Raw genomic sequence first — 14,396 nt, 5'->3', positions numbered from 1 at the left:
CGCAGCACGGCATTCACCGCCGCCTTGCTGGCGCGATACAGCCAGCCGCCGTTGCCCGCCATGTCGCCGATGCTGCCCATGCGGCTGGAGATGACGGCGAGCACGCCGCCAGGCTCGTCCGCACCATTGCGTCCGGCTTCCACCATCGGCAGCACGGCGGGCAGCACGCCCATCGGCGCCCACACGTTGGTGTGCATCACCGCATCGAAGTCGGCTTGGCTGACGGGCGTGGCGCCCTGCGTGCGCGGGCCGTAGATGCCCGCCACGTAGATCGCCACGTCCAGCGCTTCGCCGTCGAGCTTCCACGCAAGGCCGGCCACGGCATTTGCGTCGGTCAGGTCTAGCACGTGTGTTTCCGCGCCCAATGCTTGCAGCGCCTGCGCGGCTTCCTGCGTGCGCACGGTGGCGATCACGCGCCAGCCGTCCGCGCGGTACTGCTTGACGGTCTCCAGGCCGATGCCGCGCGACGCGCCCAGGATGAGCGCGGTGCGCGTGCGGCGCGATGCTGCGTTCGTCATGCGCGTGCCTTAGTAGAGTTCGATGCCCACGGCCGTGGCCTCGCCGCCGCCGATGCACAGGCTCGCTACGCCGCGCTTGCCGCCGCGGTGTCGCAGGGCGCCCAGCAGCGTCGCGATCACGCGCGCGCCCGATGCGCCGATCGGATGGCCCAGCGCGCACGCGCCGCCGTTCACGTTCACCTTCTCGTGCGGGATGTGCAGGTCGTGCATCGCGGCCATCGGCACCACGGCAAACGCCTCGTTGATCTCGAACAGGTCGACGTTGCCTGAGTTCCAGTCGAGCTTCTTGAAGAGCTTGTCGATGGCCGTGACCGGCGCCGTGGTGAACCAGCCCGGCGCTTGCGCGTGCGTGGTGTGGCCGAGCATCACCGCCAGCGGCGTGATGCCGAGCTGCTTGGCAGTCGACTCGCGCATCATGACCAGCGCAGCCGCGCCATCGTTGATCGACGACGACGACGCGGCCGTGACCGTGCCGTCCTTCTTGAAGGCGGGCTTGAGCGACGGGATCTTGTCGACCTTGATGCGGCGCGGGCCTTCATCGGTGTCGATGACGGTGTCGCCGGCTTTGCTCGACACGGTGACGGGCGTGATCTCCCAGCGGAACGCGCCGGATTCGGTCGCTTCCTGCGCGCGCCGCACGGACGTCATCGCGAAGTGGTCCTGGGCTTCACGCGTGAAGCCGTATTTCTCGGCGCAATCCTCACCGAAGGTGCCATAGCGCGGCCCTTGTCATAAGCGTCTTCCAGGCCGTCGAGCATCATGTGGTCGTAGATCATGCCGTGGCCGATACGATAGCCGCCGCGGCCTTTCGGGATCAGGTACGGCGCATTCGTCATGCTTTCCATGCCGCCCGCGACCACCACGTCGACCGAGCCCGCGAGCAGCGCGTCATACGCGTTCATGGCCGCGCGCATGCCCGAACCGCACATCTTGTTGACCGTCGTGCAGCCGACCGACAGCGGCAGGCCCGCCCCCAGTGCGGCCTGGCGTGCCGGTGCCTGCCCCTGGCCCGCAGGCAGCACGCAGCCCATGATGACTTCTTCGATCTGTTCCGGTTTCAAGCCCGCACGTTCGACCGCCGCGCGAATGGCAGCGGCGCCGAGTTGCGGAGCGGTGAGGCTGGCGAGTTCGCCCTGGAAGGCGCCCATCGGTGTGCGGGCTGCGGAGGCGATGACGATGCGGTCGGACATTGCTGCAATCTCCTGGAACTGTGCTTGGGACATGTTCTGCACTTTTGGTGCAGGGGTTGTGTGTCTCTTGCTTGTTGGGTGGGTGGGCCTTGTTGGTCCATCTCCGTTTCGTCCCCTGCCGGGGCCGACTCACTTTCTTTGTCTTGCCAAAGAAAGTAAGCAAAGGCGCGCCCGAGATGGCGACCCCTTCCTTGAATTTGTGTAACCGGGCGGAGAACGGGAAAACTCGCTTCGCTCAGACAGTTCCCGTTCTTTCTTCCGCCCGCTTACACAAATTCAAGGCGCCATCTAGGGCAGGGTACGGCCACACAATCTGTGCGCTGACCTAGCTGGCTCTTGTTTGTTGCTGTTGCTGCTCGCTCTGCTTCGCGTTGTGCTGCCGATTCCTACTGCACTCGTGGCCGATGGTTTGGCCGTTGACGTTCTTGCCCTAGATGGCGCCTTGAATTTATGTTGCAGAGAGGAAAAAGGAAGGGAAACTGTCTGAGCGCAGCGAGTTTTTCCCTTCCCCTCTCTGCGACATAAATTCAAGGAATCTTTCGCCATCTCGGGCGCGCCTTTCTTTTGCTTACTTTTCTTTGGCAAGACAAAGAAAAGTGAGTCAGCCCGGCAGGGGATGAAACAAGGGATGGACCAACAACAAAACAACCCATCCCAAACAAAAGAAATCAGAACCCCACCGGACTAGGCGTACTCCCTTCCTTCCCATAATTCAGCCAAGCCTCAGCCAACTGAGCATGCAGTTCCTCGTTGGAACTCGCCGCCATCCCCAGATTGCGCAGCATCCCGTCCTTCACGCCGTAAATCCAGCCATGAACGGTCAGCGGTTGCCCGCGATCCCACGCGTCTTGCACGATCGTCGTCAGGCACACGTTGTTGACTTGGTGAATCACGTTGAGCTCGCACAGCCGATCATGCTGATCCTGCTCACGGACCACTGTGCCGAGATACGTTTCGTGCTGCTCGGCCACGTCACGCACGTGGCGGATCCAGTTGTCAGCCAGCCCGAAGCGCTGCTTGGTCAGTGCAGCCTTCACGCCCGAGCAGCCGTAGTGGCCCACCACCGTGATGTGCCGGATCTTCAGCACTTCCACCGCAAACTGCAGCACCGACAGGCAGTTCAGATCCGAGTGCACCACCACGTTGGCGATGTTGCGATGGACGAACACTTCGCCCGGCGGCAGACCGATGATCTGGTTGGCAGGCACGCGCGAATCCGAGCAGCCGATCCACAGGTACTCGGGGTTCTGCTGGTTGGCCAGGTTGGAGAAGAAAGCCGGGTCTTCGGCGTTGACGCGCTCGACCCACTTCCGGTTGTTTTCGAAGAGTTCCTTGATGCGATGTGGCATGGTTTCCCGTCGTGTTGAGAGAGTTAAGCGGCGGCGCGCTGCTGCGTCGTGTTGTCTTGCGCGGCATTGTCGGGCGCGCTCGCCCGTAGCGATTGACGAAGCGTTCCGCTGCGTCATACGCGTAGAAATCGTGCATCTGACCGGAGAGCAGGCGCTCCTTGTACCCCTGCCACATGGAGGCTTCGAAGAAGTCTGCGTGGTGTTTGAGGAAGGCTTCGCGCACGCGCGGGTCGCCCAGCAGGAACGTGCGGTACGTCTCCGGAAAAATGTCGTGCGGGCCGACGCTGTACCAGACCTCGCCGGACATTTCTTCTTCTTCCGTACGCGGTTCGGGCACGGTGCGGATGTTGCAGTCGGTGAGGTATTCGATCTCGTCGTAGTCGTAGAAGACCACGCGGCCGTGGCGCGTCACGCCAAAGTTCTTGTACAGCATGTCGCCCGGGAAGATGTTCGCGGCGATGAGTTCCTTGATGGCGTTGCCGTATTCAATGATGCCGTGCTCGACCTGCGCATCGGTGCCTTCGTGCAGCCAGATGTTCAGCGGCGTCATGCGGCGCTCGATGTAGACGTGGCGGATGACGATCTCTTCGCCGCCGTCATCGCTGCGCTGGTATTCGACCATCGACGGCGCATGCTTCTCCAGCTCCTTGATGAGGTCGTCATCAAAGCGCGAGAGCGGGAACGCCACGTCGGAATACTCGAGCGTATCGGCCATGCGCCCCACGCGGTCGTGGCGCTTCACAAGCTGGTACTTGCTCTTGATCTGCTCGCGCGTGGTTTCCTTGGGCGGCGGAAAGTAGTCCTTGATGACCTTGAACACGTACGGATACGACGGCAGCGTGAACACCAGCATCACGAGGCCCCGGATGCCCGGCGCGATGATGAACTTGTCGGACGAATGCTGCAGGTGATGCAGGAAGTCCCGATAGAAAAGGTTCTTGCCCTGCTTTTGCAGACCCAGCGAGGTGTAGATCTCGGCGCGCGGCTTGCGCGGCATCAGGTCACGCAGGAAGGTCACGTAGGCAGACGGAATCTCCATGTCCACCATGAAATACGAGTGCGTGAACGAGAACAGGATCAGCAGTTGTTCTTGCCGCAGCAGCACCGTGTCGAGAGAAAGCTGGCCCGCGGCATTGCGCAGGATCGGCACGGCCAGCGGGAACGTCTTGTCGCCGTTGATCACGCGCCCGATGATGTACGCCGCCTTGTTGCGGAAGAACAGCGACGACAGCACGTGGATCTGGAAATTCGGCGCGATGCGGAAATCGCCGAAGTGCTCGCCCACCGCGCGCACGACGTAGCCGATGTCGCGCTCCAGGTCTTCAAACGGCGCGTTGAGCTGGAAGTTGTGGACGATGCGCTCGAAGCAGGCGCCCAGGCCGTCGCGTGTGCCGGGGTAGTACGCGCGATACGTCGGCTTGGTGGGCGACTCTTCGTTCTCGATGTATTCCGTCGAGATGGCCGGGCGCACGAAGATGAAATCGTTGTTGAAGTACGAACGGTGCAGGATGCGCGTGCACACCGAGTTGAAGAAGGTCTCGGCCAGTTCCGGCTGGTGATGGTTGGTCAGCAGGCCGATGTAGTGCAGCTTGATCTGACGCCAGATCTCGTCGTCGATGTTCTCGGCGTCGTATTCGTCTTCCAGGATGACGGAGGCTTCACGCACGCGCTCGTCGTAGTACGCAATGCGGTCGCGCTGCAGTTGCTGCAGGCCGGCCCAGTCCCCGGTCTCGAACGCAGTCTTGGCCTGTACGCTCACCTCGCGGAACAAGCGGTAGTGCTTGTCGAAGCCGTCGAGCATCGTGCGGGCGACGTCAAAAGCGATCTGCGACGAGAGGAGCTTGGGGAAGTGGGACATGGCGTGTACGCGGGGAGGGCAGGAAGCGGCAAAACCAGCAAACCAGGCAGACCTAGATTGTAGGGTCTTCGGTGCTGTGTTCGTGTCCTGAAACCGTTGCGCCTCCTTATCCGTTTGGCTGATGGCCCCGTGCCGCCAGCCGGCCTGCTCCGCCCTGTTACATCGTCTCTGCGTACAGCTCCCGGCCGATCAGCATGCGGCGGATTTCCGACGTGCCGGCGCCGATTTCGTACAGCTTGGCGTCGCGCCACAGCCGGCCGACCGGAAATTCGTTGATGTAGCCGTTGCCGCCCAGAATCTGGATGGCTTCGCCGGCCATCCAGGTGGCCTTTTCGGCGGTGTAGAGGATCACGCCGGCGCAGTCCTTGCGGACCTGGCGCACGTGGTCGCGGCCCAGCGAGTCGAGGTTCTTGCCGACCGTGTAGAGGTACGCACGGCACGCCTGCAGCGTGGTGTACATGTCGGCCATCTTGCCCTGGATGAGCTGGAATTCGCCGATGCTCTGGCCGAACTGCTTGCGGTCGTGGATGTACGGCGTGACCACGTCCATGCAGGCCTGCATGATGCCGATTGGGCCGCCGGAGAGCACCGCGCGCTCGTAGTCCAGGCCGCTCATCAGCACCTTCGTGCCGCCGTTTTCCTGGCCGAGGACGTTTTCTACCGGCACTTCCACGTTCTCGAATACCAGCTCGCCCGTGTGCGAGCCGCGCATGCCGAGCTTGTCCAGCTTCTGCGCCACCGAGAAACCCTTCATGCCCTTCTCGACGATGAACGCCGTCATGCCGCGCGCGCCCAGTTCGGGCTCGGTCTTGGCGTAGACGACGAGCACGTCGCAGTCGGGGCCATTGGTGATCCACATCTTGGTGCCGTTGAGCACGTAGCGGTCGCCTTTCAGCTCTGCGCGCAGCTTCATGCTGACGACGTCCGACCCGGCATTCGGCTCGCTCATTGCCAGCGCGCCCACCCATTCGCCGGAAACCAGCTTGGGCAGGTATTTGGCCTTCTGAGCCGCCGTGCCGTTGCGGTGGATCTGGTTCACGCACAGGTTCGAGTGCGCGCCATACGACAGGCCCACCGACGCCGATGCGCGACTGATTTCTTCCATGGCGATCATGTGCGCCAGGTAGCCCATGTTGGCGCCGCCGTACTCCTCGGCCACCGTGATGCCCAGCACGCCCAACTCGCCCATCTTGCGCCACGCATCCATCGGGAACTGATCGGTGCGGTCGATTTCGCCGGCACGCGGTGCCAGCTCGCCCTGCGCCCAATCGCGCACGGCCGAACGCAGCATCTCGATGTCTTCGCCCAAGTCGAATTTCAGGCCGGGCAGATCAATCATGGTGGTCTCCTTGGGCGCGGTTCAAGCCGCGGTGTCTCGGGTAAGTGGTCAGGCGCTGTGCGGTGCGCCGCTTGTGGCGGGCGCACCGGTGCCGGGAGGGTATTGCGAGGTGTTGCGTATTGTATTGACGTTTACGTAAACGTCAATGACTGGCGATTACGTAGATTTGCGGATCAGGCGGCCTTGCGTCGCTTGGGCGGCTTGCCCGTGCCGGCCTGCGCGTCCTCCAGCAGCTGGCGGCACTGGCGTTCGTGCTGGTCGATCTCGGCCAGTTGCGCGTTCAGGTCTTCTAGCTGCTGCGTGAGCACCGCGCGGTGCTGCGCCAGCGAGGCCAGGAAGCGCTCCAGCTGCGGCACCGTATCGCGCGGCGATTCGTACAGATCAAGAATCTCCTTGATCTCGCCGAGCGACAGGCCGAGTCGCTTGCCGCGCAAGGTCAGCTTCAGGCGCGTGCGCTCGCCGGCCGAATACACCCGTCGACGTCCGCCCGGCCCTTGGCGGTCCGGAGCGAGCAGGCCCTGATCCTCATAGAAGCGGATGGCGCGCGGCGTGATGTCGAACTCGCGTGCAAGATCGGTGATGGTGAAGCTTGCGTCGGCAAGTGCGCCGGCATCCCCGATTCAAGATCGGCGGCAAGCGCGGCGGCGGCAGACGGAGTGGAGACAGGCATACGGCGGGAGCGGAGTAACGACAGAGGTGTGATGACACATGCACGCTGGCCAGCGACATTAAGTTTTCGCTTAAGATGGATGACCGGCGGCGAATTGACGTTTACGTTAGCGTCAATGGCGCCAAACCGCAATCGCAGAGACCGCCCGAAGCCCCCAAAGGCGGCGACCGAGACCCCATCCACATGAACGCGCTCGAACACCAACTCGACTATCCCTTTGGCGACACGCTTCCCGAAGGCGGCACGCGGTTTGAAGTCGCCCCTGGCGTGTACTGGCTGCGCATGCCGCTGCCGTTTGCGCTCGATCACATCAATCTCTGGCTGCTGCGCGATCGGCAGGACGGGCAGGACGGCTGGACGATCGTCGATTGCGGCATCAACCACGAAGCAATTCGCGGGTACTGGGAAACGATCTTCGCGAACCACCTCGATGGCCTGCCGGTGCTGCGCGTGCTCGTCCGCACTGCCATCCGGATCATGTCGGCCTGTCGAACTGGCTGTGCGAAGGCGGCGACGAAAAACGCTGGAACGTGCGCCTGTGGATGAGCCTGGGCGACTACGCCTTCGCGCGCATGCTGGTGGGCGGCACCGGCGCGTCGAACGCCGGCGGCGAATTTGCCGCGCGCCATTTCGAGCGCCACGGCTTGACGGACCCGGCCTCCATCGAAGGCATCCGCAATCGCAAGGATTACTACAGCACGCTCGTACCGGGCGTACCCAGCCAGTACCGCCGCCTGATGGACGGCAACGTCGTCGCCATCGGCCAGCACCAGTGGCGTGTCATTACCGGCTTCGGCCATGCGCCCGAGCACGTCGCGCTCTACAGTGAAGATGCCAACGTGCTGATTTCCGGCGACATGGTCCTGCCGCGCATCTCCACCAACGTGAGCGTGTTCGATCTGGAGCCTGAAGCCGATTCGCTCACGCTGTATCTCGATTCGCTCGGCAAGTACGAGCCGCTGCCGGCGGACGTGCTGATCCTGCCGTCGCACGGGCGGCCCTTCCGCGGGTTGCATACGCGCATCCAGCAACTGCGGGACCACCATGCCGACCGGCTGGCCGAAACGTTGGCCGCATGCAAGGCCGCGCCGCAATCGGCCCGCGACATCGTCAACGTCATCTTCAAGCGCCAGTTTGACGTGCACCAGATGACCTTTGCGATGGGCGAGGCGCTCGCCCACCTGCACGCGCTGTGGCATCGCGGTGAACTGGTGCGCGAAACCGGCGCTGACGGTATCGTTCGATTCCACGCAGCAACGTAAGCTGCACAACTGCCGCCATTCACCGGAGCCGACCATGGCTGACCAGCATGACGTTCTCGACGACAGCGCCGTCGTCCTACCGTTTCCCGCGCAAACGCCGACTGCGCCGTATTACGCCGTGATCTTCGCCTCCACCCGCACCGACGGCGACAACGGCTACGGCGCCATGGCCGACCGCATGGTGGAACTGGCCCGCAGCATGCCAGGCTTTCTCGGCATCGAATCCGTGCGCGATGAGCTGGCCGGCGACCAGGGGCGGCCGGGCATCACCGTCTCGTATTGGTCGTCGCTGGAGGCCATTCGCGAGTGGAAGAACCAGAGCGACCACCTTGCCGCGCAGAAGCTAGGGCGCGAGCAGTGGTATGCGTCGTACCACCTGCGCATTGCCAAGGTGGAGTACGACTATGGATTTGTGCGATAACGCATCGCTCCGACCGACAAAAAACCCGCCAATTGGCGGGTTCTTTTTGTGCGCACCGCTGGAAGATCTAACGCAGCGTCTTCGCAAATTGCCCCAGGTACCGCACGCCGTCGATCGCGCGGCTGCCGTACCACGACACCATCTCGCCATCGACGAGATAGACGGGCTTGCCGATCTGCTTTTCCAGCGCGTCGACATGCTCGTCGGTAAAGCTGTAAGGCTCGGTGGAGAGCAGCACGCAGTCGATGTTGCGCACGACATCATCGCTCCAGCGGAACGTCAGGTAGCGCGTGTCGGGCCGGTTGGGGCGGGCGCAATCGCCACTCTTGTCGGTGCCGCATTGCACGGGCGTCGGATCGTCGGGCCAGGTGTGGCAGTTGACGAGCTTGAGCATGCGGGAGATGTACGTGTCGCGCGACACCGTCATCCACGGGTCTTGCCAGATGGCGTACAGCACGCGATGCGGCAGGAAGTGGCGGCCGCGCAGCGCCTCCAGCTCCTGCGTCAGCGCATCCGACAACTTTTGCGCCTGCGCTTCGCGGCGAAAGATGCCGCCCAGCAGCTGGTACAGCGCGAGATTGTCTTCCGGCGAGCAAGGATGCGTGACGATGATGTGCGGGATGAATTCGCGCAGCTTGTCGACGGTCGAGCGCGTGTTCTCGTCAATGTTGACGATCACGTGCGTGGGGGCCAGCTCGCGGAGCTTGTCGAGTTTGACGGTCTTGGTGCCGCCTACCTTCGGCACGTTGCGCACCGCTTCGCGCGGGTGGATGCAGAAGCCGGTGCGGGCGACGAGCTGATGGCCCAGATCAAGCGAGAACAGCAGATCGGTAATCGAAGGCACCAGGCTGGCAATGCGCGGTGCGGTGTCGACGGGGGCGTGGGCAAACCCAGCCGCATCGGTGTAAGTCATGACGAAATCTCAGGGTTGCGGGGTTTGCGCCCGGCGCGCGCAAACGCAAAGTCATAGAGCCCGCGCGGCAGCACGTGCAGCAGCTTGGCAACGACGCCCATTTGCCATGGCAGCACCGTGAAGCGCACGCCGCGACGGATCGCATTCACGGCTTTCTGCGCGAAGCGGTCCACCGGCATCAGAAAGGGCATCGGATACGGGTTGTGTTCGGTCATCGGCGTGCGGATGTAGCCGGGGGCGATCGTCACGACGCGCAGGCCAAGCGGGCGGAACTCCACGCGCAGGCTCTCCATCAGTTTGATGACCGCCGATTTGGAGGCGCTGTAGGCCGCCGCACCGGGCAAGCCGCGCACGCCCGCCACGCTGGCAATGCCGACCAGCGTGCCGCCGGGCCGCCCCGGGTTCGCACGTGCCAGCATCGGCGTGACGAACGGCTGGAACGTGTTGAGCACGCCCATCCAGTTGGTGTCCATCACCGCTGCAAAGGCTTTCAGGTCGCCCGGTTCACGCAAGTCCGTGCCGACCGAGATGCCGGCGTTGGCGATCACCACATCGGGCACACCGACCTTGGCAATGAATGCGCTGGCCACGTCGCGCATCGATTCGGCGTTGCGCACGTCGGCGGCGTAGCAATGGCAGCGGCTCTGGATGCCGGCCGGCAGCGTCTGGACAAACTCGTGGAGCACTTCAACTCGCCGCGCGACCAGCCCGATCGTGGCGCCCTGCGCTGCGTATTGACGTGCCAAGGCTTGGCCGATGCCGCTGGAAGCGCCGGTGATGAAGACGGTCTCGCTCATGTCGATGTCCTGTTGGTGTGCAGAAGGCCGACGCACAAAAACGCCCGCACAGGGGCGGGCGTCGATGGCGGTGTCACGCCCGGGCGGATGCCCGGAAACGCGGCAACCCGTCACATCTTGCGGTTGCGCACCTGGTCGACGAGGTAGTCCAGCGTCTGGGCGGCACCGACGTTGCTGCCAGCATCTGCGGGCGAGGTGGTGTACTTGCCCTGCACAACGACGGTCGGCACACCTTCGATCTTGTACTGATCAGCCAGTTGCGCGGCGCGTTTGGTATTGGCGTTCACACTGAACGAGTTGTAGGTGTCGCGGAACTGCTTTCGTCGACGCCGTTGGCGGCCATGAACTTCGCAATGTCATCGAGTTCGGACATCGAGCGGTAGTTCTTGTGCAGTTGGTCGAACACGCGGTCATGCAGCGTCTTGCCGCTGGCATCCTTGGCGTCGAGCTTGCCGAGCGCTTCCAGCGTGTAATAGATGCGGGTGTGCGGCTCCAGCTTGGCATTGAAGGCCACCGGCACGCGCTTGATCACGACGTCCTTGCCTTGCTTGGCGACCCACGCCGTCCAGGTGTTTTCAAAGTCGTAGCAGTGCGGGCAGCCGTACCAGAAGAACTCCGTCACTTCGATCTTGCCTGCGGGCACGGGCTGCGGCGTTTGCAGCACTTTGTATTCCTTGCCGGCGGTGGGCGCGGCGTTGGCCGGCGCGGTCATCAGGAAGCCGGCGCCGGTGGCGAGGGCGATCAGGAAAGCAGCGAGTTTTTTCATGGTGAATGGACGACGAATTAGACGACGAACTGGACGAAGCGACGGAAAAACCAGCGGAATCCAGCGCAGAACCGACAGACGCCGCTGTCAGCGTCACTGAGACTCAGGTTTCTGACCGATCACAGCCCGCCGGGTTCACAGCGGGCTGCATGACTTGACGTTACTGGCGAGCGAAGCGAATGACCGACGATTCCACGCCCGTCGATTGCAGGCGGCTGCGCACGGCGGTCATCTCATCCAGCGAATTGAACGGCCCGAGGCGCACGCGATACATCGTGGTGCCGTTCACCTCACGCTGCGTCACCTTGGCTTCGAAGCCTTGCATGGCCAGATTGCCCTTCTGGCGCTCGGCGTCTTCGGACGATTTGTAAGCGCCAACTTGCAGGAAATAGCCCGTCTTGGCGGCATCCTGGCGGGCGATTTCGGCAATCGGGTCCGTTACCGGCTTCTCGTTGGAGGCGGTGACCGGCGGCTTGGGCGGCTTGGCGGCGGGCGCGCTTGCGACCTGCGGAGCCGAGCCCGGCTGGGCCGGATGGATGGTGATGCCCGGCGGCGGATTGTTCTGATCCGGGGCCTGATCGACCGGCTTGGCCGGCACGCGGCTCCACAACGGTGCGTTCGGGTCTGCTGCCTGCGGGGCGCTGGCTTGCGGCGCAGGCTGCACCGGCGTCGGCAGCGTGTTGACCACGTTGCCCGCTTCGCTCGGCTTGGGCTGCGCGCCGCCACGCGACACGAAGGGTACCGGCGCCTTGGTGATGTACACCGCAACCACCACGGCGATCGCCAAACCGACGATCAAGCCCAGCACCAGACCCAGAAACGTGCCGCCCCGTTGCGAGCGGGCACGGGAAGATTGCGTATTGCGTGCCATGTCGATCCTTCTAGAAGCGCCCGATTATAAGAGCGCCGTGATGCCAAATCGTGCGCGTTTACATCTTTTGCGGCGCGGACACGCCGATCACCGCCAACCCGTTGCGCAGCACCTGCCGCGTGGCGGCCAGCAACGCCAGACGGGCACGCTTGACGGCCTCGTCGTCGACCAGCACGCGATCGGCGTTGTAGAACGCGTGGAAATCGCCCGCGAGGTCGCGCAGGTAGAAGGCCACGGCGTGCAGGGCCAGTTCGCGCGGCGTCGGCCAGCATGTCGGGGAATGCGGCCAGGCGTTGCACCAGCGCCGTCGCCTGCGGGCTGACATCGGGGCCCGACACGGCAGCGAGATCAGCGGTGGTGAGCGAGGCTGGGTCAACCCCGGCGCGCTCGAACACCGAGCAGATGCGCGCGTGGGCGTACTGCACGTAGTACACCGGGTTTTCGTCGCTTTGCTTGAGCGCCAGATCGACGTCGAAGACGAATTCGGTATCGGCCTTGCGCGACAGCAGGAAGAAGCGCACGGCGTCGCGGCCACGCGTGAAGCGCGCCGGCCAGTTCGGCTCGCCGGCTTCCACGCAGGCGCGGATGGTGTCGACGCCGGCTTCGGATTCCGCATCGCCGTTGGACCATTCGATCAGGTCGCGCACCGTCACGTAGGAGCCGGCGCGCTTGGAGATCTTCACCTCGGCGCCGTCCTTCATCACCGTGACCATCTTGTGCAGGACGTAATCGGGGTAGCCCTTCGGGATGCCGATGTTCAAGCCCTGCAGGCCGGCGCGCACGCGCGATGGTGCCGTGGTGGTCGCTGCCCTGCACGTTGATGACCTGCTTGAAGCCGCGGCCCCACTTGGTCGTGTGGTACGCAACGTCGGGCACGAAGTAGGTGTAGGCGCCGTCGGACTTGCGCATGACGCGGTCCTTGTCGTCGCCGTCGTCGGTGGTGCGCAGCCACAGCGCGCCTTCCTGCTCGTACGTCTTGCCGGCGGCAATGAGCGCGTCCACCGTCTGCTGCACCTTGCCTTCGGTGTAGAGCGACGATTCCAGGTAGTAGCGGTCGAACTTCACGCCGAAGGCCTGCAGGTCGATGTCCTGCTCGTTACGCAGATACGTCACGGCAAAGCGGCGGATGGCTTCGAGGTTCTCGACATCGCGCTCGCCCGTCACGGGTTCACCATCGGAGGCGCGTACGGTCTTGCCGGCGAGGTAATCGGCGGCGATGTCGGCAATGTAGTCGCCGTTGTAGGCGGCCTCGGGCCAGTTGGCGTCGCCCGGTTTGAAGCCGCGCGCGCGGGCCTGGACGGAGACGGCTAGGTTCTGGATCTGCACGCCGGCGTCGTTGTAATAGAACTCGCGGTGGACCTTGTGACCCTGCCAGTCGAGCAGGCTTGCCAGCGCATCGCCCAGTGCGGCCTGGCGGCCGTGGCCGACGTGCAGCGGGCCGGTCGGATTGGCCGAGACGAACTCCACCAGCACCGGCGCGCCGTCATGCGTGTTGGCGGCGCCGTAACGGTCGCCTTCTGCAAACACGGCGGCGATCACGTCGGCGCGCGCGGCGGCCGACAGGCGCAGGTTGATGAAACCGGGGCCGGCGATTTCCACCGCGGCCACGAGGCGCTGGCCGCGCGCATCGGCGCGGATGGCATCGGCGATCTTGCCGGCCAGTTCGCGCGGGTTGGTGCCCAGCGGCTTGGCAAGCTGCAGCGCGACGTTGCAGGCGATGTCGCCGTGCGCGGCCTGCTTGGGGCGCTCCAGGACGATCTCCGGTCGGGCTTGGCCCTCGGGCAGCAGGGAGCCGACGGCGTCGGACAACAATTGGGCGATCGTCTGTTTGTGGGAGGGCAGCATAAAGAAACCATGACGCCGGCAGTGCTGAAATGGATTGAAATCCAGTCCTGGCGCCGCCAGTTGCGTTGTTCGGGGAAAAGTACGAAATTTTATCAGGTGAGCCGCGGTCTCAGAGGTATCCGCCCCCAGTCATGGCAATCCGCGGCCCCAACCCAACCAAGGGAAATAAGAAATCATGATCACCTTTACTTCGCACGCTTCGCAAAAATTCTCGATGCAGAAGGATCTCGCCATGGTGCTGCTGGGCGTGATCGGCAAGACGCTGGGCGAGCGCGGTGTCATCACGCCCGAAGAAATGCCCCACGCCATCGACCGCCTCAAGCGCGCCATCAAAGACGACACCCACCAGGCACATATCAAGGTGGCAGAGCTGTCGGCCTCCGAGCTGGACGAAAACGGCGAGGAAGAGCCGCCGCACCTCGGTCAGCGGGCTTATCCGCTGCTGCACATGCTGGAAGAATCGCTGGTCGAGCAGTCCAACGTGCTCTGGGGCGTCTGACCCCCGGACGCCGGCCAAAAAAATGCCCGGCCGCCAAACGGGGCGGTCCGGGCATCCGGCCACAGTGGGCCGGGAGCGGGGGAGGGGGCTGGCGCGTT

9 protein-coding genes and 5 pseudogenes are annotated in these 14,396 nt (G+C 63.9%); 3 read left to right on the top strand and 11 right to left on the bottom strand.

Features of this window, described 5'->3' with window-relative positions:
- From OWR21_RS06705 to OWR21_RS06680, 6 genes and pseudogenes are all read right to left on the bottom strand, one after another.
- A partial coding sequence (locus OWR21_RS06705) for an SDR family oxidoreductase (RefSeq protein ID WP_332394834.1) occupies window positions 1–518 on the bottom strand: 518 nt, incomplete at its 3' end.
- 9 nt (window positions 519–527) lie between these two features.
- A pseudogene (locus OWR21_RS06700) lies at window positions 528–1,708 on the bottom strand (acetyl-CoA C-acetyltransferase).
- A 668-nt stretch (window positions 1,709–2,376) separates the two neighbouring features.
- Window positions 2,377–3,057, bottom strand: a complete 681-nt coding sequence (gene can / locus OWR21_RS06695; protein WP_147213962.1) for a carbonate dehydratase — start codon at window positions 3,055–3,057, stop codon at window positions 2,377–2,379.
- A gap of 34 nt (window positions 3,058–3,091) precedes the next feature.
- Window positions 3,092–4,915 (bottom strand): annotated as a pseudogene (gene aceK / locus OWR21_RS06690) (bifunctional isocitrate dehydrogenase kinase/phosphatase); the annotation flags it as partial.
- Window positions 4,916–5,072: 157 nt separating this feature from the next.
- Window positions 5,073–6,254 carry an isovaleryl-CoA dehydrogenase gene (locus OWR21_RS06685; RefSeq protein ID WP_332394833.1) on the bottom strand — a complete coding sequence of 394 codons (1,182 nt, stop codon included), beginning with the start codon at window positions 6,252–6,254 and terminating at the stop codon, window positions 5,073–5,075.
- A 173-nt stretch (window positions 6,255–6,427) separates the two neighbouring features.
- A complete protein-coding gene (locus OWR21_RS06680; RefSeq protein WP_332394837.1) occupies window positions 6,428–6,874 on the bottom strand; it encodes a MerR family transcriptional regulator in 447 nt (148 codons plus the stop codon).
- Between the two features lie 233 nt (window positions 6,875–7,107).
- Between OWR21_RS06680 and OWR21_RS06675 the strand changes: the two are divergent.
- Together OWR21_RS06675 and OWR21_RS06670 are read left to right on the top strand one after the other, a co-directional pair.
- Window positions 7,108–8,186 (top strand): annotated as a pseudogene (locus tag OWR21_RS06675) (MBL fold metallo-hydrolase).
- Window positions 8,187–8,220: 34 nt separating this feature from the next.
- Window positions 8,221–8,607 (top strand): antibiotic biosynthesis monooxygenase family protein, encoded by a 387-nt coding sequence (locus tag OWR21_RS06670; RefSeq protein ID WP_147213966.1) that lies wholly within the window; start codon window positions 8,221–8,223, stop codon window positions 8,605–8,607.
- A 67-nt stretch (window positions 8,608–8,674) separates the two neighbouring features.
- On the opposite strand, the gene OWR21_RS06665 is transcribed toward OWR21_RS06670, so the two are convergent.
- The 5 genes and pseudogenes from OWR21_RS06665 to argS all read right to left on the bottom strand — a co-directional run bounded on the left by OWR21_RS06665 (window position 8,675) and on the right by argS (window position 13,799).
- The gene (locus OWR21_RS06665; RefSeq protein ID WP_332394832.1) at window positions 8,675–9,520 is read right to left on the bottom strand and encodes a helical backbone metal receptor; all 846 of its coding nucleotides are present in this window, start codon (window positions 9,518–9,520) and stop codon (window positions 8,675–8,677) included.
- Entirely contained in the window at window positions 9,517–10,317 is an 801-nt protein-coding gene (locus tag OWR21_RS06660; protein WP_332394831.1) for an SDR family oxidoreductase, read from the bottom strand. Before OWR21_RS06660 ends, OWR21_RS06665 begins: the two co-directional genes overlap by 4 nt.
- A gap of 110 nt (window positions 10,318–10,427) precedes the next feature.
- Window positions 10,428–11,083: pseudogene (locus OWR21_RS06655) on the bottom strand (thiol:disulfide interchange protein DsbA/DsbL).
- Between the two features lie 160 nt (window positions 11,084–11,243).
- Window positions 11,244–11,954 (bottom strand): SPOR domain-containing protein, encoded by a 711-nt coding sequence (locus tag OWR21_RS06650; protein WP_332394830.1) that lies wholly within the window; start codon window positions 11,952–11,954, stop codon window positions 11,244–11,246.
- A gap of 58 nt (window positions 11,955–12,012) precedes the next feature.
- Window positions 12,013–13,799, bottom strand: a pseudogene (gene argS, locus OWR21_RS06640) (arginine--tRNA ligase).
- 175 nt (window positions 13,800–13,974) lie between these two features.
- Here argS and OWR21_RS06635 point away from each other — a divergent pair.
- Window positions 13,975–14,298, top strand: coding sequence for a DUF1840 domain-containing protein (locus OWR21_RS06635; protein ID WP_147213971.1), 324 nt, complete (start codon window positions 13,975–13,977; stop codon window positions 14,296–14,298).
- Window positions 14,299–14,396: the final 98 nt, after the last annotated feature.

This window comes from Ralstonia sp. 1B3, from assembly GCF_036631435.1.
Note: the sequence above shows the minus strand (reverse complement) of the source record. Positions and strands in the feature narration are given on the sequence as shown.